Raw genomic sequence first — 19343 nt, 5'->3', positions numbered from 1 at the left:
TCAGTACCTCACGTCCTGGCTGCGGCGGCGGACGACGGTGGTCTCGTCGCGCTGGTTGCCGGTGGGCCCCAGGTAGTTGAAGGCGAAGCAGAGCTGGGCGTACCCGCCGATGAGGTGGGTGGGTTTGACGAGGACGCGGGTGAGGGAGTTGTGGATGCCGCCGCGCTTCCCGCCGGCCTCGGTGAGGGGCACGTTGACCACCCGTTCCTGTGCGTGGTGCACGTACACCGTGCCGGCCGGCATCCGGTGCGAGACGACCGCGCGCAGGACGACGACGCCGTTGCGGTTGTGCGCCTCGACCCAGTCGTTGTCGGCCACGTCGATCGCTGCGGCGTCCTCGGGGCTGATCCACATGGTCGGTCCGCCGCGCGAGAGGGTGAGCATCAGCAGGTTGTCCTGGTACTCGGAGTGGATGGACCACTTGGAGTGGGGCGTCAGGTAGCGGACGGTCAGCTGTTTCGCACCGTGCGGGCCCGGTTCGGGTTCGCCGAAGAGCCGGTGCATGTCCAGGGGCGGCCGGTAGACGGGCAGGGTCTCGCCGAACTCGTACATCCAGTCGTGGTCGAGGAGGAAGTGCATCCGCCCGGTCAGGGTGTGCCAGGGCTTGAGTTCCTCGACGTTCGTGGTGAACGCGGCGTACCGCCGGCCGCCGCTCTCGCTGCCCGACCACTCCGGCGAGGTGAGCACGGGGACCGGGCGGGCCTGGGTGTCGGCGAAGGTGATGCGCCGCTCCGCGCTGCCCTCGGCGAGCCGGGCCAGTGGCCTGCCCACCCGTTCCTCCAGGGTGCGGAAGCCCTGTACCGCGAGGCGTCCGTTGGTGGTGCCGGACAGGGCGAGGATCGCCTCGGCCATCTTCGCGTCGGTGTCCAGGGCGGGTCGGCCCGCTCCGGCGCCGCGCGGCATCAGTCCGCCGCTGCGGCCGAGCTGCGCGACCTCCTCGTCGGGGTGCAGCACCAGGCCCTTGACGGGGAGTCCGAGCTGTTCGGTGAGCGGGCCGAGCGTGGCGAGCTTGTCGGCGACGGCCCCGTAGTCGCGTACGACGACGGTCAGCTGCGGCATGGTCCGCCCCGGTACCGGATGCCGCCCGCCGGGCCGCCGGTCGGGGACGGTGCCCCACGGCTGCGCGGTCTCGCCCGGGGTGTCGTGCTGCAGGGCGGTGGCCACCAGGTCGTGGCGCACTCCCAGGCGGTCGCGGGCCAGTTCGCTGAAGCGGCGGGCGACGGCGGTGAACGCGTCGAAGTCGGAACGGGCCTCCCACGGCGGGGCGATGGCGGGGGTGAAGGCGTGCACGAAGGGGTGCATGTCCGTGGACGACAGGTCGTGCTTCTCGTACCAGGTCGCGGCGGGCAGCACGATGTCGGCCAGCAGGGTGGAGCTGGTCGTCCGGAAGTCGAGGGCCACCAGCAGGTCGAGCTTGCCCTCCGGGGCCTCGGCGGGTTCGCGCACGTCCCGCGGCCGGTGCCCGGGGGGAGGCCGGTCGGCCGGCAGGTTGTGGTGGGTGCCCAGGAGGTGCTTGAGGAAGTACTCGTTGCCCTTGGCGGAGGAGCCCAGCAGGTTGGCCCGCCACAGCGTCAGCACCCGCGGCCAGTTCCGCGGCGCGTCCGGGTCCTGGCAGGCCCACCCCAGCTCGCCGGAGGCCAGCTTCCCGGTGATGTACCCGGCCGTGTCGCCCCCGGCGGCGGCCACCTCGTCGGCCAGGTCCAGCGGATTGCGGTCGAAGGTGGGGTACGAGGGCATCCAGCCCATCCGTGCCGAGAACGCCAGCAGGTCGGCGGTGTGCAGGCCGGACAGGTCGCCCCGGGCCAAGGGGGAGGCGAGCGCGTCGGCACGGTGGCCGTCGTACCGCCACTGGTCGGTGTGGGTGTACCAGTACGCGGTGCCGGTCATCTGGCGCGGCGGGCGCTGCCAGTCCGTGGCCATCGCCAGCGTGGACCAGCCGGTGACCGGGCGGCACTTCTCCTGGCCCACGTAGTGGGCCCAGCCGCCGCCGTTGCGCCCCATCGCACCGGTCAGCATCAGCAGCGCGAGGATCGCCCGGTACGTGGTGTCGCCGTGGAACCACTGGCAGATCCCGGCCCCCATGATGATCATGGTGCGGCCCCGGGACCGCTCCGCGCTGCGGGCCATCTCCCGCGCGATGCGCACGGCCTGCGCCGCCGGTACCGAGGTGTGCTGCTCCTGCCAGGCGGGGGTGCAGGGCTCAGCCGCGTCGTCGTAGCCCGTGGGCCAGCGGCCGGGCAGCCCCGCGCGCCCCACCCCGTACTGGGCCAGCATCAGGTCGAAGACCGTGGTGACCAGCCGTCCCGCGACGCGGCGGGCGGGGACCCCGCGGCGCAGCACCCCCGGGCGGCCGGCGGGTTCGTCGAACCGGGGCAGCAGCACCTCGACGGGCACGGCCTCCGCTCCCCGGAGGGTCAGCGCCGGAGCGAGGTCACCGAGGTCCAGGTTCCAGCGGCCGGCACCGGAGCCGGTCCACCGCTCGCCCAGCGTCCCGTGCGGCACGGCGGGCCGCCCGGTGCGGCCGTCCCACAGCACCGTCCGCCACTCGGCGCCCTCGCCGGTGTCGCCGAGGTCGGCGGCGCGCAGGAACTTGTCCGGCACGAAGGCCCCCTCGTGCTCCCGGAGCGTGACGAGGAACGGCAGGTCCGTGTACCGGCGTACGTAGTCGACGAAGAACGGCACCCGGCGCTCGACGAAGCACTCGCGCAGGATCACCTGGCCCATGGCCATCGCCAGCGCCCCGTCGGTGCCCGGCTGCGCGGCCAGCCACTCGTCGGCGAACTTGGTGTTGTCGGCGTAGTCCGGCGAGACCACGACGACCTTCTGCCCCCGGTAGCGGGCCTCCGCCATCCAGTGCGCGTCGGGGGTGCGGGTCACCGGCACGTTGGAGCCCCACATCAGCAGGTAGGCCGCGTTCCACCAGTCGGCCGACTCGGGCACGTCGGTCTGGTCTCCGAACACCTGCGGGGAGGCGACCGGCAGGTCCGCGTACCAGTCGTAGAAGGAGGTCATGCAGCCGCCGACCAGTTCGACGAACCGCGACCCGACGGCGTGCGACACCATCGACATCGCCGGGATCGGCGAGAACCCGGCGATCCGGTCGGGGCCCCACTCCCGGATCGTGTGCACGTGCGCGGCGGCGATCATCTCCACCGCCTCGTCCCACCGCACCCGGACGTGCCCGCCCTTGCCGCGCGCCCGCTGGTAGCGCCGTCGCCGCACCGGGTCGCCCACCACCTCGGCCCAGGCCCGCACCGGGTCCCCGAGCCGCTGCCTGGCCTCCCGGTACATCTCCACCAGCACGCCGCGCGCGTAGGGGAAGCGGACGCGCGTCGGCGAGTAGGTGTACCAGGAGAACGCCGCCCCCCGGGGGCAGCCGCGCGGCTCGTACTCGGGCGTGTCGGGGCCGACCGAGGGGTAGTCGGTCTCCTGGCTCTCCCAGGTGATGATGCCGTCCTTGACGTACACCTTCCAGGAGCAGGAGCCGGTGCAGTTCACCCCGTGCGTGGACCGCACCACCTTGTCGTGGCTCCACCGGTCGCGGTAGAAGACGTCCCCTTCCCGGCCGCCGCGCAGGAACCGCGCCCGCCCGTCGGGCGAGGTCTCCCGCCGGGTGAAGAAGGTGCCTGCCCTCAGCAGGGCGTCCACCGCCGCGTCGACCGTACCGCCCGGCGCTCGTTTCCCCGGGGTCCTGCGCGCACTCGTACGGTCTGCCACCGGTGACACCTCGCTGCCGCGTGAGCCGGACGGGCATGAGGCTGTCCAAGCTACTGACCGCGTGCGCGGGTTTGAACCGCGTGGACTGCCGGACGGCGCGGCTCCCGGCCGGACTGGCCCACCCGGCCCTGGGGCAGGGTCCGAAGGTCCCCCGCGATGTGCCCGCTCGTCCCCTTTCCACGCCGCGCCGTGTCCGCAAGCGTTGCCGTGGCCGCGGCGGGAGGGTCGTCGTGGCCACCGCGGTGCCGAGTCCCTGGTCGTGTTCGCCGTGGTCGCGTAAGGAGCGGAAGGAGCGGTCGGATGTCGCGAAGTCCGAGCCCGGCGCGGATGCTCGTCCTCGCGACGGCCGGGTTCGCGATCTGCTTCTGGGCCTGGGCGCTGCTGTCGCCGCTGGGCCCGACGCTGCGGACGGAGCTGTCCCTCACCTCGTTCCAGCAGTCGCTGTGCGTGGCGTTGCCGGTCGTCGTCGGCTCGCTCGGGCGCATCCCGGTGGGCGCGCTGACCGACAGGTTCGGTGCCCGTCACATGTTCCCGGCCGTCGCGGCCCTGACGATCGTGCCGGTGCTCTACCTCGGCCATGCGGCCGACTCGCTGCCCGAGGTCCTTCTCGGCGGGTTCTTCCTGGGGCTGGGCGGCACCACGTTCGCCATCGGCGTGCCCTGCGTCAACGCCTGGTACCCGCCCGCGCGGCGCGGCCTGGCCCTGGGCGTGTTCGGCACCGGGATGGGCGGTACCGCCCTCTCCTCCTTCAGCACCGTGCAGTTGACGGAGCACGTGTCCCGCAGCTTCCCCTTCGACCTGGTGGCAGTGGTGCTGGCGGTGTACGCGGTGCTGGCCCGGCTCCTGCTGCGGGACGCCCCGGGCCGGGTCCGGGCGACCGGCTCCCTGTACGCCCGCACCCTCGCGACGCTGCGTCTGCCCGCCACCGGCCGGCTCGCGCTCCTGTACGCGGTGGCCTTCGGCGGTTTCGTCGCCTTCAGCGTGTACCTGCCGACCTACCTCACCACCGCGCACGGCCTGACCCGGTCCGACGCGGCGCTGCGCACCGCGGGCTTCGTCGTGCTCGCGGTCGCCATGCGCCCGGTGGGCGGCTGGCTCAGCGACCGGACCCACCCGGTGCCGGTGCTGACCGGCGCCTTCGCCGCCGTCACCGCGCTGGCGCTGCTCGCCGCCGCCGAGCCCGGACTCCGCCCCTTCGGCACGCTCGCGTTCCTCGGCCTGGCCGCCGCACTCGGTACCGCCACCGGCGCGGTCTTCGCCCTGGTGGCCCGCCTCGTCCCGGCCGACCGGGTCGGCGCGGTCACCGGGCTCGTGGGCGCGGCCGGCGGTCTGGGCGGCTTCTTCCCTCCGCTGGTCATGGGCACCATCCGGAGCGCCGCCCACTCCTACACCTGGGGATACGTACTGCTGGCCGCCACCGCCGCCGCGGCAGGCGTCTTCACGGCCACGACCGTACGGGGAGCGGACTCCGGAGGACCCGCGGGAAGGGACTCGCAGGATCCGTGAGGAGGACGCGTAAACCCGTGCTGTAGGCCAAGGGTGCAGGGCCCGTAGGCCCGGGGTGCAGGGTGCCGGCCGCTGCCGCGGAGGGTGCAGTGAAAGGTCAACCGGCGGGCTGACGCGCACCAAAGGCGCCGCTTGTAACTTCGTCCGCGTCCGCAACCCCTCTGACACGAACGGAGAGCGGCACACCCATGAAGACTCCGAAGAAGACCGGTATCGCCCTGGGAGCAGGCGCCCTGCTCCTCACCGGACTCACCACCGCCCCGGCCCTGGCGGCACCCGCCCCCTCGGCGGCCTCGGCCAAGGTGGACGCGTACATGGCAGCGGTGCCGAACGGCACGAAGGTGAGCGACAACGAGATCACCTGGGAGAACGGCGAGGTGCGCGTGGTCATGTCGGCCACCAGCAAGTCCTGCGCAGTGGGCTACTACTGCGTGTGGGAGCACAGCAACTTCCGGGGCGCCATGGCGGCGTGGACCGGGTCCAAGGAGCGGTGCAAGAAGTTCAAGTTCACGAACTACTGGAAGAACAAGGTCTCCTCGTTCCGGGCGCGGGGCAACTGCGAGCAGCGGAACTACTTCCTCAAGGCCGCCAAGGACTGGCAGCCCGACTGGTTCGAGCCCTTCGAGGGCGGCAAGGCGTACGTGCGCTACAACGACGACTACGACTACGCCGCCAAGGGGCTCTGAGCGCCCGACGGGCCCCGCGCTCGGGTCGGACTCGCAGGCGCGGGCCCCTGACCAATCGGCGTGCCCGGTCCTCGTCCCCGCGGTGTACCGGTGGGCGGGGCCGGTGGTGCGGCTGCGAGGATGCCGGTCATGGAGCAGATACTGAGCCGGCGGGAAGCGTCGGACGCGGTCCAGGACTACGGCTGGCGCTACCTGTTGGGCACCCTGCAGACGTCGTTCGCGGTGGGGACACTGGCCGCGGCGGTCGGTCTGGCGGCGGACGCCGTCGCGGTGTGCGGCGACGATGCCGACCGCCATCTGCGGGTCGACGTCCGTCCCGGCCGGACACTCCTGACCCTGCAGACGTGGGACCGGGCAGCGGTCACCGCCCGGGACGTGGAACTCGCCCGACTGATCTCCGCCGCCGCCGAACGGTCCGGGTTCCTGCCGGATCCCGGCACCGGATCCGAGGCGCCGCGACCGGTCCAGCTCGTGGAGATCGCTGTCGACGCACTGGACATCGCCGGGGTCAGGCCGTTCTGGAAGGCGGTGCTCGGCTACACCGCCGAGGCGGGCGCCGACGGGCCCGAGTCCCCGCTCGTCGACCCGCTCGGGCAGGGCCCGGCCGTCTGGTTCCAGCAAATGGACCGGGCGCGCCCGCAGCGCAACCGCCTCCACCTCGACGTCTGCGTTCCCCACGACGAGGCCCCTCGGCGGCTCGAATCCGCGCTGGCCGCCGGAGGCCGGCTCGTGTCCGCGGCCCGTGCCCCCGCGTTCTGGGTACTCGCCGACCCGGAGGGCAACGAGGTCTGCGTCACCACGTGGCAGGGCCGGGACTGAACCGGCGTACCGACCGGTACACCGGCCCACGGCCGCGCGGGGCCGGCGAGCGGGTGCTGGGCGCCTTCACCACGCCCCAGCACCCGCCCGGGTTCTTCCTTCGGGTTGCTCGGGCGGGTCGCTCAGAACGCGTGCGCCATCAACTCCGCGAACAGTTCCTGCTCGTCGACGTCGAGGCCCCGCGCACGGAACCAGCCGCAGATGTTGGCGCAGTCGCGCTGGAGGAAGTTCATCCCGTTGAGGTTGCCGACGAGGTCGACGATCTGCGGCAGGTCGATGATGACCAGCCGCTCCCCCGCCGCCAGGATGTTGTACGCCGAGAGGTCACCGTGCACGACGCCGTTCTGCACCATCGTCGCGAGCGCGTCGGTGAGCTGCTCGAAGTACGACGCCAGCAGCTCGGGTGAGGGCCGGACCTGGGCGAGCCGGGGTGCGGTCGCCAGGGTGCCGTCCTCGTCGGCGACCGTGATCCACTCCATCAGGATCTCGGTGCCGTCGATCTGGACCGGGTAGGGAACCGGCAGCCCGAGGTTCCAGAACCGCACCAGCGCGCCCCACTCGGACACCGCCCACTCGCCGGCCGCGACCTGTCGGCCGAAGGTGCTCTTCCGCTTGACCGCACGCTCGTCGCGCGAGCGTTTCATCGAGCGGCCCTCGGTGTAGGACGCGGCGCGGTGGAAGGACCGGTGTTCGGCGGAGCGGTACCGCTTGGCCGCCATGACCACGCCCGCGGCGGGGTCGAGCGGGTCGGCGCGCTCGACGAGGTGGACGTCGGCTTCCTTGCCGGTCTTGAGGACGCCGAGCTCGGTGTCGACCGCGCCCTGCGAGGTCACCACCCAGTCCGGCCGGGGCTCGGGGCCGCGGCTGAGGGGTTCGACGCCGAGCCAGGTCGACCAGCGCTGGCCGTCCTCAAGGTCGTCGTAGGTACGGAAGTCGAAGATGAACCGATCGTCGACGTCGCCCAGGTCGTCCGTGGGCGGGACGTAGCGGTGGGGGTCGGCGCCGAGGGCGTCAGAAAGTTCGTGGTGCTGCGGGTACTGCGGGAAGTCGTCGTACGACATCGCTGGGGGTGCTCCATGAGGTGAGAGGGGGCCGGTCTGCGGGCAGGCCGAGAACAGTCGTGGTCACGGTCGTGCCTCCTCTCGTGAAGCACCGGGCAGCTCCCGATGTCCCGCCCATGGTGAAGGGCGGACCCGTGGGGCGGCAACCGATTTATTCGGCGCACGTCGACGGACACCGGGGCTGCGGCACAGCGGACCGGTGCGGGAACCGCACGCGGTTCCCGCACACCGACACAGGTCGGTACGCAGGTCAGGGCCCCGCAAGCCCCGCACGGACAGGCTCGCGCACAGGCCTCCGGCAAGGGCTGGTGCGGCTCTCCCGGCGCGGACTTCACGACGTGATCACCGCTTTGTCACGAACATGTCTTGAGCGCGATCATGAAGCAACTCCGGCGGCCCCACCTCCCGTCTGGGAGGACAGCAAGGAACACGGGCGAGCCGCTGACCGGCTCGCCCGCCCGCCCCATACGCTCCCCGGAGCGACAGCCCCCACGCAGAGGACCTCACCATGCGCACTCGGAAGATCTCGGCACTGACCCTCACCGCGGTTGCCCTCGGCCTGTCGCTGACGGCCTGCAACAACGACGGTGCCGGCACCTCGTCCTCGTCCTCCTCCTCCGCGAGCAGTTCCTCGTCCGCGACGAACACCCCCGGCGCCCCGAAGTCCGACGCGGCCAAGGACAAGTCGGCGGACACCTCCGCCAAGTCCGACAAGAAGTGCACGGACCAGATCGACTACGCGAACGACTCCCGCTCCAACGCGGAAATCAACTCCATCGGCGCGAGCACCGGCACCTGCCCCAAGCCCCAAAAGGCCGACAAGCAGCCCGGCACCCCCAAGGACCCCGCCAAGAAGTGCACCGACCAGATCAACTACGCGAACGACCCCCGCTCCAACGCGGAAATCAACTCCATCGGCGCGAGCACCGGCACCTGCCCCAAGCCCCAAAAGGCCGACAAGCAGCCCGGCACCCCCAAGGACCCCGCCAAGAAGTGCACCGACCAGATCAACTACGCGGGCGACCCCCGCTCCAACGCCGAGATCAACTCCATCGGCGAGAAGACCAGCTTCTGCCCGCCGGTCCAGAAGTAGCGGCGCTCCGACCACCCCGTAATGGGGTGGAGTCCGTGCGGTCACGCACGGCAGAGTGGCCCGGTGAGCGAACTGTGGGCACGCGACTTGACCTGGTCCGACGTGGATCCGTCCCGGCATCCGTGCCGACTGGACGAGAATGCCGCCACGGCGCTCGCCGACCTCGTCGCACCCTTGCTGCCCAGCGCCGGGGCCGCCCGAGAGCTGCGTCGGCACTCGTTGGCCCCGGTCACGGAGTTCCTCGTGGAGCGGTACGGCCGGTGGGCCTGTGGTTGGAACTGGTCGGCCGGTGAGGGCGACACCGACGGCGGGGCCGTCCACGTGTGGTGCTGTACCGCCCACTCCGTGACCACGGCGGCCACAACGGCCCCGTTGGTCGTGGAGGCACTGGTCGAATGGCGCGACTGGATCGAGGAACTTGCCGCGCGCTTCGCCTCGCTGGCGCCGCCGCACCCGGCGTCCCCCTCCGCTCCCGTGGATCCTTGGCACTGGGAACGGGCGTGCACCCGGCTGGTGACGGTGGTGGCGGACCGTACGGGAGCCGAGAGCGGCTGGTACGAACACTGCGAGCAGGTCCTCGGCTGGTTCCTCGCGTACAACGGCATCGGCGAGGAGCGGGCCCGGGAGATCGTGGGCGGTGCGGTCGGCGGCCGGTTCGACAGCTGGGTCGCCCCGGACGTCGTCGCGGTCGGCGCGGTGAGTACGCGGTTCGCCCGGACCGTGGACGGTGTCCGTTGACGTCGGCCACCACGCACCGGCGGGACGACGCCCTGACCGACTGGCTGCGGATTCGTACGCGGATCCCCTGGCCCTCGTGGAACGGCCCCCGCCCCGTCACACGCCCACCGGCCCGCGACGCGTTCCGGGACTTCTTCACCACCACACGCGGCAGTCGCGACGCCGAGGGAACCCGGCGGGTCCTCACCGCCCTCGATCTGGCCCTCGCCCACGCGGCACAGGGCAGACCGCTGACCTTCGCCCTCATGTCCGCCTGGCAGCGGACGGTCCTGCACCGGACTTCTGCGGACTTCCGTACGGCGCCTGCCTACGCGAAGGGCGGCCGGGAGCGTTACGGCCTGGCGGCCGACACCCGGGCACGGTTCGAACACTGCCTCTCGGAAAGCACTCAACCGGACCTGTCGCTCCCCGCACGCGCCGCCCGCGCCCATCTCGACGTGCTGTTCTTCCACCCGTTCGAGGACGGCAACGCCCGCGCGGCGATGCTGACGCTGGCCTTCGTACTGGCTCGCGAGGGCGTCCCGCTCGCCCAGGTGCATCCCCTGCAGACCACTCGCTGGGCCGACGACACGGAGGGTGCGGCCGAGTTGGCGGTGCTGCTGGGGATCCTGATGGACGCGAAGCCGCCCGCCGGTCCACCCCGGGCGTGCCCCGCGGCGCACGTCCGGGGTGGACCGGCCCGGTCGTAAGCACCGTCCTACGCGAGGTCGATGCTGAGCTGGGCGCCGAGTTCGCGGAAGCCCAGCGCGTCGGCGACCCGTCGGGAGGCGGGAATCCGGGCCCGCCACTGGGGCAGCAGCCCGGCCGTCAACGCGTGTGCCGTGGCCGCCGAGCCGACCGCCCGTGCCAGCCCGCGGCCTCGCTGCGCGGGTGCGGTCAGCACACCGATGTGGGCGGTACGTCCCGGCCAGAGCCGGTACCCGGCGGCTGCGACCACCTGACCGGCCGTACGGACCACGAACGCGGGCGAGGTGTTCTCGAACAGCCCGGCCTCCCCGGCGTCCGTCTCCCCCGCGGTCTCCTCCAGGCGACGCACGTCCGGGTGCGTACCCGGCAGTTGTTGCACCACCGGCGCGCCGCGCCCCACCGGCCGGAACCCGCCCACGGACACATACGCCAAGGCGGCAGGCCCGAGCACTCCGGCCAACGGCAGCACCGCGCCGACCGCAGCCACGTCGGTGACGGCGGTGACCGGCAGACCGGTCAGGGCGTCGCGAACGACCGCGGCCGTGTCCGCGTCGGGCGCGGTCGCGAGCGCCGATTCCCCCAGGGCCACCACGCCGACCCAGCCGGCCGGACAGAGCCGGGACTCGGGTGAGACGACCACCCGCACACCTCCGTCCGACGCGAAGGACACCGGCACCGAGGCCAGGTTCTCCCACAGCTCACGGGCTCTGATCATCAGAGGATCTTCCGGCATGAGCCGATCCTGCATGCTTCGCTGCCCCCGGGCCGTCCGCTCAGGCGAATTCGAGCGGCTTCTCCCCGGACCCGCACTCCGGGCCCCAGGTCAGGGACTTCACGATGAATCCGTAGCTGTTGGTGCCGGGGAGGGCGACCTTGTACTGGCCGCCCGATCCGTCCGCGGTGGCGTAGTGCAGGCAGCCCTTGTACTTGATCGGCCTGCCCTCGGCCGCCGAGTACTTCTGGGCGGTGAAGCGAATGTGGTCCCGGTTGGTGTCCACCGTGCCGTTGTTGACGATCTGCACGCTGAACTCGCTGCCGGTCCAGTTCCCGTCCTTGGAGAAGTGGGGCTTGGACGTGTCGTTCTCGTACAGACACACGTTGCCGGGCTTGCACCCGTAGGTGGACGGATAGACGGCCGCCGAGGCGGTGCCGGCGGTGCTGACGGTGGCGAACAGCGCGAGCGTGGCGCTGCCGGCCAGCAGGCTTGCGGTGCGACTGGTACGCATGGGTGTGGGTGGACCTTCCTCGTCGGGGTGATCCGGTCGGTGGTTCGTGCAGGCACAGTCTGGGCCGGTAAGGGGGCGGAGCGCGTGAGGTTTTGGCTCCGGCCAAAACGACGGCCGGGCGCCCGTGGCGTCAGCAGCCTTCGAGCAGTCGGCGGCCCAGCGGGGTCGCGGTGTGCAGGACACGTTTGCCGTCGCGTCGGCTCACGACGAGGCCGCCGTCCCTGAGGACCCCCAGTTGCTGGCTGACGCTCGGCAGGGACACCCCCGTCACGGCGGCGAGTTCGGAGGTGGTGGCGCAGGCGAGCGCGGCGGCCTCGGAGAGGAGCGCGGCCCGGGTGGGGCCGAGCAGACGGGTCAGCGCGGACGGGGCAGCGGCCGTCGAGGGGCCGGTGCCCGGGGCGGGCGTCGCGCCGAGGGTCTTGTCGACCGGGTAGATGAGCACCGGCCGCAGTTGGTCGTCGGCCAGGGATATCGGGCGCCGCCAGCAGAAGTACGAAGGGACCAGCAGCAGGCCCCGGCCGCGCAGGTGGAGGTCGTGCTCGACGGGGTAGTCGACCTTCAGCACGGGCGGCTCCCACACGGCCATCGGCCGCAGGCTGTTCAGCAGCGCCCGTGTCCCGCCGTCCACCAGGGCACGGGTCCGCAGGGCCAGGTCCGCCGCGGTGGCCGCGCCGATGCGGTGCCACATGGGTGCGATGAACTCCTGGTGGTACGTGCGGAGGTTGCCGCCCAGCGCGGTCAGTGCCGTGACGTCGCCGCGCGCCAGCTCCGCGCCCGCCCACGGGCGTCCGCCGCTCGCCGAGAGCAGGGCCAGTTCGTGGCGCAGCCGGCGGCGCGGCGTCGCGAGCACCCGGTCGATGCCGGACCGCAGGTCGTCGGGGCCGTCCTCGACGGGCGGGGTGAGGAAGTCGGGGAAGTAGGCGGCGCGCGGTACCAGACTGCGCAGCGCCTGCGCCGCTCCCCGGGCCGCCCCGCCCTGCCGGACCAGTCCGCCGGCCGAACGGCGCCACGGATCGAAGGCGAGGGCTCCTTCGCGGGTCTGCAGGCGGCACAGGCTGCACACGATCTCCCACAGGGGATCGGGGCGGCGTGCGACGCGCACGTTGTCGAGGTCTCTGCCGGTGAAGTGGATGCGCAGCATGGTTTTCCCCCCGTTGACCAGCGATGTTCAACGGAGATCCTGGTGACGCCCGATCCCTCGGACAAGAGGGGGAACCGGCCACGGCCGCCGGTCGCGGCGGCGGGTCGCTCCGTCCGGCCCTCCGGGCACGGCAAGTCCGCCGGAGCGAAGCGCGCCGCCGTTCCGTCGGGTGCGGTGCGCAACGGGAGCCACTGAAAGTCAGCCACACCCAGGTGATGTTCCCGGGCCGCACAGGGCTGGTTCCCGTTGCCTGTCTGCCGCCGTGACCAGCAGTTTCTTGATCAACTGTGTATCCGTCAAATTGCTTGTGGATCAACGGAATTGAGCCACGTATGGTCGCGGACTCCACGAACTTGATCATTGCTGCATACAGTAGAAGCAGCTGTTCCGGCGGGCCCCCCGTCCCGCCGGAACAGCCTGTACCTCCCGTTTCCCCGCCCCGGGAGTGAGCAGCCGTACTCAGGAGGGCTGAGTACCCGGCCGGTTCACCGGGCCCGGACCGTGCGCTGGGATGGGGACATGAACACCACCACCCAGCCGTCCGCCGCCCCGCAGCCCGTCTCCTCCCGTGCCGTGACCGGGTGGTCCGTGGCAGGGCTCGTCCTGCTGGTGCCGACGGTCGCCGTCGCCTGGATCGCCGTGCTCGCCACCTCTCGCGGCAGCCGCTGCCTGACGTACGGCGAACAGTGCTCGACGGTTCCCGGCGGCGCCCTCTCCGGGTTGTTCGCCCTCTCCCTCGTGGCGGGCCTCGTGGCGCTCTGCTGGCCCCGGAGCCGGGGAACGGGCGCCAGGGTGGGCGTCGTACTCCTCCAGTGGGGCGCTCAGCTCGTGCTCGGAGTGCTGATCCTCAGCGGCGCGTGACGTCCCAAGCCCGGTTACGCGTACGCCCGTTCGCCGGGACCGCTCAGCGAAAGCGCGGCCGAGGGGTCAGCCGCCGAACCCCACCAGGGGGCTGCCCGCTCCCCGGGCCTCCTCGCCGCCCTCCTCCAGGAAGCAGCCGCTCCATCCCGTCACGTACTCCTCGCGGGTGATGTGGCCGTCGCCGTTCCGGTCGAGCCGCTCCGCGACCGTGCGCGCCATGTCGCTCTCCAGGCCCCAGGCGAGCAGGAACTCCGCCATCTGCTCAACGGTCGCGACACCGTCGTCGTCCGTGTCGATCACCGCGAACTCGGCCTCGAACCCGGCACGCAGGTTGCGCTCCAGGACCGCCGGGTCGCCCTGTGCTCCGGACATCGCCTGCCGGAACTCCTCGCGGCTGATCAGTCCGTCGCCGTTCGCGTCGGCGTGCTCCAGCAGGAGGACCCAGCAGCGCCGCCACTCCCCCGCCAGGGTCGTCGCCTTGGCCGAACTGTCCGCGATGCCCGCGGCCCGCGCGATCGACTTGCCGAGGGTGACGAAGTCCTGCTCCTCCAGCACTCCGTTGGCGTTGGCGTCGAGCGTGTCGAAGGCGAGGTCGTACTCGCGTCCGCGCACGTCACTGGTCATGGGTCCTCCCAGGGGAAACGAACTGACCACCGGACCCTGGTCGTTCGGCAGCCCGGTCAAACCCTCTGCCACCCATCGCCCCTGATATGACACTCGTTGGCGGTACGGGGGTGCTGTCGCCTTGACCGCCGTCCCCGCGCTCCTCCGGCCGCGCGAGGCCGCACCATTGCGCCGCGTGGGCCAGCACGCCCGAACCCAGGGTGCCCACTCCCTGGTAGAAGCGCGTTCGGGCGTGGGCTTCGACCATTTCCATGAAGTCCGGTGCCCAGGCGAGCAGATGGCCGGTGAGGAACTCCCGCAGTGCGGCGACGAAATCGACGGTGCGGGTGGTTCCGGTGCGGTCGAGGGCCTCGGCCGCCCGGATGCACAGCGTGGCCACCAGGTCGAGTTCGAGCCCGATGTGGTCGTCGGGTTCCCGGCCGAGGCGGGGTGCGGTCAGTCCGAACCTGGCGTAGAACGCCCGGACCTGGAAGGTCTCCGCCTCGAACACCAGCTGGTCCTCGGAGCGGTGCACGGATTCGTAGGGCGGGGCCAGCAGCCGCTCGGGGCCCACGAAGAGGCGGTTGTAGTCCCGGGTGACGGCGGTCGCGTCCTCGTTCTCGTCCGCCGAGCGGGCCAGGCACACCAGGCCGCGGTCGGTGGCCTCGCAGGGCGGCAGCGGCCAGTCGGCGAGCAGGCCCGGATCGCGCAGCCGGTCCAGGACCTGCTGGTCGGGGGCGGTCAGCAGGAGCCGGGAGAGTACGGTGCAGGCGGCGGCGAGCCCGTAGAGCGCGGTGCCGGGGTCGGGAGCGGCGGGGGTGGTGGCGGCCGGGCCGGTGTCCGGGTGGCCCGAGCCGCAGTGGTCGGTGTGGGCCGGGTGGCCCGAGCCGCGGTTGTCGGTGCGGCCCGTCGCTCCGGGGTCGGTGTGCAGCACAGTGGTGGTCGTCCGTTTCCGTCACATGCCGATGCGGATCATCGACTCGTAGAACTGCGAGCGCCCGATGAACTCGCCGACGAGCACGAGGGCGAACGCTGTCGAGGCCAGGGCTGCCAGCCGGGTCGGCCGGATGCGCGCCGGGCCGGTGAAGCGGTGCAGCAGGGCCGCCAGCAGTCCGGCGCCGAGGAACACCAGCACCAGCCGCGCCACGAACCACGCCCCCGAGTAGACCGAGGCGCTCTCGGCCGCCACCCCGCCCTCGGACGACAGCGCCGACACGTGCAGCGGTACGGTCACGAACTCGACGCCGAGCAGCACGATCGCCGTGAGGGCGAGGCCGTTGAGCAGGGCGGTGAGCGGCCGGCGCGGCGGCTCCGGTTCCGGCTCCGGTTCCGCCGCGGGATCGCTCTGCGGGCGGAACCTGGCCGTGAGGGCGAGTGCGGTGGCCACGACGAGGGTGCCGAGCAGCAGTGCGGTCGTGTGGAAGGCCACGGGCGTACGCCAGTTGTGCCAGGCGGGCACGGTGACCAGCGAGTAGTAGATCATGCTCATGGCGTGGACGAGGACGAGGCCGGCCAGCGCGGCGAGCGCCGTAAGTGCCCGGCGCAGTCCCGCGCCGCCCCAGCGGAACCACTGGGCGGCGACGCAGCAGAGTCCCAGGCCCGCGAAGACCATGCCGAGGACGATCTCGCGGCTGAGCCAGGACGAGCCGACGTGCCGGAAGACGTTCAGCACGTGGAAGACGTCGTTCATGTGGAACATCGAGGCCAGCAGTCCGGCGCAGAGCGCGATCCAGGCCGCGTACAGGGCGGGGTTGGTGAGTTCCTCGACCCGCTCGCCGGTTTCACGGCCCCGGGCCGCCGCGACGATGCGCAGCACGGCGACGACCGTGAACACGCCGACGGCGAGCTGGGCGAGGACCGTGAAGAGGATCATCGGCAGTTCGTGCAGGCTCATGGGTCAGATCTCCCGCTCGTTCACGACGGTGCCGGTGCCCGAGCCGGGCCGCTGGGCGTCCCGGTGCGGGGTGATGACGAGGTTGGGGCGGGTGACGGAGGCGTCGGGGAGCGGTTCGACACCGGCCGTCCTGCCGTGACGGGCGCGCAGTGCGCCGATCGGCCCCCAGTCCAGTGCGCGGGAGGGGCAGGCCGCGACGCAGGCCGGGTCCTCGCCCCGGTCGCGGTGGTCGGCACACATGTCGCACTTGGACATGTGTCCCGTCTCCTCGTTGAACTGCGGTGCCGAGTACGGGCAGGCCCACTCGCAGTAGCGGCAGCCGACGCACTTGCTCTCGTCCACGGCGACGATGCCGTCCGGGCCCTTGGACATGGCCGTGGTGGGGCAGACGGTGACGCACACCGGGTTGTCGCAGTGGTTGCAGGACACGGAGACGTACGAGGTGAAGATGTGCGGGGTGAACGTGTCCCCGGTCTCCTGCCAGGTGCCGCCCGCGTACTCCGCGACACGGCGCCAGTTGACGCCCAGGGGCAGGTCGTGTTTGTCCTTGCAGGCGATCTGGCAGGCCTTGCAGCCGGTGCACAGGGACTGGTCGAAGTAGAAGCCGAGCTGCTCGGGCTTGGACATGATCTTTCCTCTTCCGCGCGTCAGACGCGTTCGATCTGGACGAGCGTCGTGTGCTGCGCGTTGCCCTTGGCCACGGGTGTCGGTCGCCAGCTCGTCAGGGTGTTGACCGAACCCCCCTTGTCCACGCCCTTCTTGTCCGGCGAGAACCAGGCGCCCTGCGGCACGGAGACCACGCCGGGGGCGATGCGGGGTGTCACCCGCGCGGGGAGCCGGATGCGGCCGCGGCCGTTGAAGACGTGCACCATGTCGTCGTTGGCGACGCCGCGGCGCTTGGCGTCCAGCGGGTTGATCCACACGAGCTGGGGGTGCGCCTCCTGCAACCACGGCGAGTTGCCGTAGGTGGAGTGCGTGCGCTGCTTGTAGTGGTGGCCGATGCACTGGAGCGGGTAGCGCTTGTGCGCGCGGGCCTCCTCGGCGCCCTCCCAGGTGGGGGTGTACTCGGGGATGGCCGTGATGCGGTCGCCCTTGGGCAGTTCCCAGGTCTTCGACATCTCCCACAGCTGGGTGGAGAAGATCTCGATCTTCCCCGACGGCGTCGTCAGGGGGTTCTCCTCGGGGTCCTCGCGGAATTCCCTGAGGGGGATCAGCCCGCTGTCGGTCGGCGCCTTCGTCTTCCAGACGCCCATCTCGCGGAGTTCGTCGAAGGCGGGCATCCCGGGGATGTTCCTGCGGGACTCCTCGACGGTCAGGCGTACCCATTCCTCCTGGGTGCGGCCCTCGGTGAACTCCTTCTCCACACCGAGCTTCCTGGCGATGCCGGTGCAGATCTCGTAGATGGGTTTGCAGTCGTAGAGCGGTTCGATGACCTGGTCGGCGAGGATCGTGTAGCCCATGTTGCCGGCGCTGCCCTGCTGGGCGAGGTCCAGTTGCTCGGCGTTGGAGACGTCGGGCAGGAGGATGTCGGCGTAGCGCGCGGAGACCGTCATCTGGTTCTCGATGACGACGATCAGCTCGCACTTGCTGTCGTCCTCAAGGAGTTTGACGGTCCGGTTGATGTCGGCGTGCTGGTTGACCATGGCGTTGCCCGCGTACTGCCAGATCATCTTGATCGGCGCGGACAGTCTGTCCTTGCCCTGGATGCCGTCCTTGAGCGCGGTCATCTCCTCGCCGTGGTCGACGGCGTCGGTCCACAGGAAGAACGGGATGGCCGTCTTGACCGGGTTCTCCTTGAGGAAGGGGAGTTCCAGCGGGAGTCCGTAGAAGCCCTCGCGTGCGCCGGTGCCGCCGCCGGGGATGCCGATGCAGCCGGTCATGGCGGCCAGGGTGAAGATGGCGCGGGAGGTGTTCTCGCCGTTGGCGTGGCGCTGCGGGCCCCAGCCCTGGTTGACGCTGACGGGGCGGGCGGTGCCGATCTCGCGGGCGAGGCGGGTGATGGTGGGGGCGGGCACTCCGGTGATCCGGGCGGCCCACTTGGGGGTCTTCGCGATGCCGTCGGGGCCCTCGCCCAGGATGTACGACTTGTAGGAGTGTCCCCGGGGGATGCCCTCGGGCATGTGGTCCTCGTCGAAGCCCTGGCAGTACGTGTCCAGGAACTTCTGGTCGTACAGGCCCTCGGAGATCATGACGTGGGCGAGGCCGGCCACCAGGGCGGCGTCGGTGCCGGGGCGCAGCGGGATCCACTCGTCGCCGATGGCGTGGGCGGTCTCGGAGTAGCGGGGGTCGATGACGACGGTGCGTACGTGGTGCTGTTTGCGGGTCTGCTGGGTGACGAAGGTTTCGCCGCCGCCGGACATCCGGGTCTCCAGCGGGTTGTTGCCGAAGAGGATCTGGAGTTTGGCGTTCTTGGCGTCGTCGAGGCTGTTGGAGGAGATCGACTCGCCGTAGTGGCACTTGCCGCCGGCCGTGATGGCGGCGGTGCTGTAGTCGCCGTAGTGGTTGAGGAAGCCGCCGACGCAGCTCATCAGGCGGGAGATCAGCGACTTCTCGGGCGAGCTGCGGCTGAAGGTCGCGCCGGTCAGGCCGGTGCCGTACTGGAGGTAGACGGACTCGTTGCCGTAGTCCTTGATCAGCCGCTGGAGGGTGGTGGCGATCTCGGTGTACGCCTCGTCCCAGCTGATCTCCTTCCATTCGCCGCCGCCGCGCTTGCCGACGCGCTTCATGGGCTTCTTGAGCCGGTCGGGGCTGTAGATGCGCTGGCGGATGGATCGCCCGCGCACACAGGCGCGGATCTGCTGGGTGCCGAGCCTGTCGTCGCCGGTGTTGTCGGGCAGTACGCGCACGATGCGGCCGTCCTCGACCTGCATGCGCAGCGGGCAGCGGGAGCCGCAGTTGACGTTGCACGAGGACCAGACGGTCCTCGGGGTGCTGGGGCTGGCGTCGGCCGTGGCGGCGTTCGCGGCGCCGACGCCGGGGGCCCGGTTGAAGAGGGTGCCCGAGCCCACCAGGGCGAGCCCGCCGCCGACCGCGGCCGACCACTTGAGGAGGGAACGGCGCCCGAGCCCGCCGATGAGGGTCCGGCCTTCGGGTCCGGCCGGGGCGACGATGGCCGTCCGCCCCTCGGTGGCCGGCCGTCCTGCGGACCGGTCCGCCTCCGTGTCGTACGACATCGCATGCTCCTGTGGGGATGTGGCGCTCCGTCACGCGCCCGACGATCACCGTCAGTCTCCGCCCCCGCGGCGGGCGAACCGTCCGGTGAAAGTCGGGGTCCTGCGGGCCCAACGGCCCCAACCGCGGGTGCCATGAGG

General features: G+C 71.6%; 17 protein-coding genes. 7 read left to right on the top strand and 10 right to left on the bottom strand.

Annotated elements, in window-relative coordinates:
* Positions 1-3648, bottom strand: coding sequence for a nitrate reductase subunit alpha (locus ACFYVL_RS34540; RefSeq protein ID WP_389252167.1), 3648 nt, complete (start codon positions 3646-3648; stop codon positions 1-3).
* Between the two features lie 369 nt (positions 3649-4017).
* Between ACFYVL_RS34540 and ACFYVL_RS34535 the strand changes: the two genes are divergently transcribed.
* The 3 genes from ACFYVL_RS34535 to ACFYVL_RS34525 all read left to right on the top strand — a co-directional run bounded on the left by ACFYVL_RS34535 (position 4018) and on the right by ACFYVL_RS34525 (position 6728).
* Positions 4018-5223 carry a nitrate/nitrite transporter gene (locus tag ACFYVL_RS34535; RefSeq protein WP_389252055.1) on the top strand — a complete coding sequence of 402 codons (1206 nt, stop codon included), beginning with the start codon at positions 4018-4020 and terminating at the stop codon, positions 5221-5223.
* 188 nt (positions 5224-5411) lie between these two features.
* Positions 5412-5909 carry a peptidase inhibitor family I36 protein gene (locus tag ACFYVL_RS34530; protein WP_389252053.1) on the top strand — a complete coding sequence of 166 codons (498 nt, stop codon included), beginning with the start codon at positions 5412-5414 and terminating at the stop codon, positions 5907-5909.
* A 129-nt stretch (positions 5910-6038) separates the two neighbouring features.
* On the top strand, positions 6039-6728 hold the full coding sequence (locus tag ACFYVL_RS34525; RefSeq protein ID WP_389252051.1) for a VOC family protein: 690 nt from the start codon (positions 6039-6041) through the stop codon (positions 6726-6728).
* Between the two features lie 122 nt (positions 6729-6850).
* Here ACFYVL_RS34525 and ACFYVL_RS34520 read toward each other — a convergent pair whose 3' ends face one another.
* Positions 6851-7789: a serine protein kinase RIO gene (locus ACFYVL_RS34520; RefSeq protein WP_389252049.1), complete on the bottom strand. Its 939-nt coding sequence runs from the start codon at positions 7787-7789 to the stop codon at positions 6851-6853.
* 508 nt (positions 7790-8297) lie between these two features.
* On the opposite strand from ACFYVL_RS34520, the gene ACFYVL_RS34515 reads away from it, so the two are divergent.
* The 3 genes from ACFYVL_RS34515 (at position 8298) to ACFYVL_RS34505 (ending at position 10309) form a co-directional block, all read left to right on the top strand.
* The gene (locus ACFYVL_RS34515) at positions 8298-8882 is read left to right on the top strand and encodes a hypothetical protein (RefSeq protein ID WP_389252047.1); all 585 of its coding nucleotides are present in this window, start codon (positions 8298-8300) and stop codon (positions 8880-8882) included.
* Positions 8883-8945: 63 nt separating this feature from the next.
* Complete coding sequence (locus ACFYVL_RS34510; RefSeq protein ID WP_389252045.1) at positions 8946-9620, top strand: hypothetical protein; 675 nt, start codon at positions 8946-8948, stop codon at positions 9618-9620.
* Positions 9617-10309: a Fic family protein gene (locus tag ACFYVL_RS34505; RefSeq protein WP_389252043.1), complete on the top strand. Its 693-nt coding sequence runs from the start codon at positions 9617-9619 to the stop codon at positions 10307-10309. Before ACFYVL_RS34510 ends, ACFYVL_RS34505 begins: the two co-directional genes overlap by 4 nt.
* A gap of 8 nt (positions 10310-10317) precedes the next feature.
* Here the strand turns inward: ACFYVL_RS34505 and ACFYVL_RS34500 are convergent, their stop codons facing one another.
* The 3 genes from ACFYVL_RS34500 to ACFYVL_RS34490 all read right to left on the bottom strand — a co-directional run bounded on the left by ACFYVL_RS34500 (position 10318) and on the right by ACFYVL_RS34490 (position 12674).
* Complete coding sequence (locus ACFYVL_RS34500) at positions 10318-11040, bottom strand: GNAT family N-acetyltransferase (RefSeq protein WP_389252041.1); 723 nt, start codon at positions 11038-11040, stop codon at positions 10318-10320.
* Positions 11041-11080: 40 nt separating this feature from the next.
* A complete protein-coding gene (locus ACFYVL_RS34495; protein ID WP_389252039.1) occupies positions 11081-11533 on the bottom strand; it encodes a hypothetical protein in 453 nt (150 codons plus the stop codon).
* A gap of 130 nt (positions 11534-11663) precedes the next feature.
* Positions 11664-12674, bottom strand: a complete 1011-nt coding sequence (locus ACFYVL_RS34490) for an ArsR/SmtB family transcription factor (RefSeq protein ID WP_389252037.1) — start codon at positions 12672-12674, stop codon at positions 11664-11666.
* Positions 12675-13193: 519 nt separating this feature from the next.
* Here ACFYVL_RS34490 and ACFYVL_RS34485 point away from each other — a divergent pair.
* The gene (locus ACFYVL_RS34485) at positions 13194-13535 is read left to right on the top strand and encodes a hypothetical protein (RefSeq protein ID WP_389252035.1); all 342 of its coding nucleotides are present in this window, start codon (positions 13194-13196) and stop codon (positions 13533-13535) included.
* Between the two features lie 66 nt (positions 13536-13601).
* Here the strand turns inward: ACFYVL_RS34485 and ACFYVL_RS34480 are convergent, their stop codons facing one another.
* The 5 genes from ACFYVL_RS34480 to ACFYVL_RS34460 are packed head-to-tail and all read right to left on the bottom strand — an operon-like array spanning position 13602 to position 19205.
* Positions 13602-14159 (bottom strand): EF-hand domain-containing protein, encoded by a 558-nt coding sequence (locus ACFYVL_RS34480; protein WP_389252033.1) that lies wholly within the window; start codon positions 14157-14159, stop codon positions 13602-13604.
* On the bottom strand, positions 14149-15072 hold the full coding sequence (locus tag ACFYVL_RS34475; protein WP_389252031.1) for a molecular chaperone: 924 nt from the start codon (positions 15070-15072) through the stop codon (positions 14149-14151). The genes ACFYVL_RS34480 and ACFYVL_RS34475 overlap by 11 nt, the downstream gene beginning before the upstream one ends.
* A 21-nt stretch (positions 15073-15093) precedes the next feature.
* Positions 15094-16032 carry a dimethyl sulfoxide reductase anchor subunit family protein gene (locus tag ACFYVL_RS34470; RefSeq protein WP_389252029.1) on the bottom strand — a complete coding sequence of 313 codons (939 nt, stop codon included), beginning with the start codon at positions 16030-16032 and terminating at the stop codon, positions 15094-15096.
* Positions 16033-16035: 3 nt separating this feature from the next.
* On the bottom strand, positions 16036-16659 hold the full coding sequence (locus tag ACFYVL_RS34465; protein WP_389252027.1) for a DMSO/selenate family reductase complex B subunit: 624 nt from the start codon (positions 16657-16659) through the stop codon (positions 16036-16038).
* Positions 16660-16679: 20 nt separating this feature from the next.
* Positions 16680-19205: a DMSO/selenate family reductase complex A subunit gene (locus ACFYVL_RS34460; RefSeq protein ID WP_389252025.1), complete on the bottom strand. Its 2526-nt coding sequence runs from the start codon at positions 19203-19205 to the stop codon at positions 16680-16682.
* Positions 19206-19343 lie beyond the last annotated feature (138 nt).

This window comes from Streptomyces sp. NPDC004111, assembly GCF_042874215.1.
Taxonomy (GTDB): Bacteria; Actinomycetota; Actinomycetes; order Streptomycetales; family Streptomycetaceae; genus Streptomyces.
The sequence above is the reverse complement of the archived record's forward strand: the minus strand, read 5'-3'. Positions and strand labels throughout refer to the sequence as shown.

What these genes read in the sequence shown, in the direction of transcription:
- ACFYVL_RS34535 (WP_389252055.1), top strand. Translation starts at nt 4,018, where the DNA reads ATGTCGCGAAGTCCGAGCCCGGCGCGGATGCTCGTCCTCGCGACGGCC.
- ACFYVL_RS34530 (WP_389252053.1), top strand. Translation starts at nt 5,412, where the DNA reads ATGAAGACTCCGAAGAAGACCGGTATCGCCCTGGGAGCAGGCGCCCTG.
- ACFYVL_RS34525 (WP_389252051.1), top strand. Translation starts at nt 6,039, where the DNA reads ATGGAGCAGATACTGAGCCGGCGGGAAGCGTCGGACGCGGTCCAGGAC.
- ACFYVL_RS34520 (WP_389252049.1), bottom strand. Translation starts at nt 7,789, where the DNA reads ATGTCGTACGACGACTTCCCGCAGTACCCGCAGCACCACGAACTTTCT.
- ACFYVL_RS34515 (WP_389252047.1), top strand. Translation starts at nt 8,298, where the DNA reads ATGCGCACTCGGAAGATCTCGGCACTGACCCTCACCGCGGTTGCCCTC.
- ACFYVL_RS34500 (WP_389252041.1), bottom strand. Translation starts at nt 11,040, where the DNA reads ATGCCGGAAGATCCTCTGATGATCAGAGCCCGTGAGCTGTGGGAGAAC.
- ACFYVL_RS34495 (WP_389252039.1), bottom strand. Translation starts at nt 11,533, where the DNA reads ATGCGTACCAGTCGCACCGCAAGCCTGCTGGCCGGCAGCGCCACGCTC.
- ACFYVL_RS34490 (WP_389252037.1), bottom strand. Translation starts at nt 12,674, where the DNA reads ATGCTGCGCATCCACTTCACCGGCAGAGACCTCGACAACGTGCGCGTC.
- ACFYVL_RS34485 (WP_389252035.1), top strand. Translation starts at nt 13,194, where the DNA reads ATGAACACCACCACCCAGCCGTCCGCCGCCCCGCAGCCCGTCTCCTCC.
- ACFYVL_RS34480 (WP_389252033.1), bottom strand. Translation starts at nt 14,159, where the DNA reads ATGACCAGTGACGTGCGCGGACGCGAGTACGACCTCGCCTTCGACACG.
- ACFYVL_RS34470 (WP_389252029.1), bottom strand. Translation starts at nt 16,032, where the DNA reads ATGAGCCTGCACGAACTGCCGATGATCCTCTTCACGGTCCTCGCCCAG.
- ACFYVL_RS34465 (WP_389252027.1), bottom strand. Translation starts at nt 16,659, where the DNA reads ATGTCCAAGCCCGAGCAGCTCGGCTTCTACTTCGACCAGTCCCTGTGC.
- ACFYVL_RS34460 (WP_389252025.1), bottom strand. Translation starts at nt 19,205, where the DNA reads ATGTCGTACGACACGGAGGCGGACCGGTCCGCAGGACGGCCGGCCACC.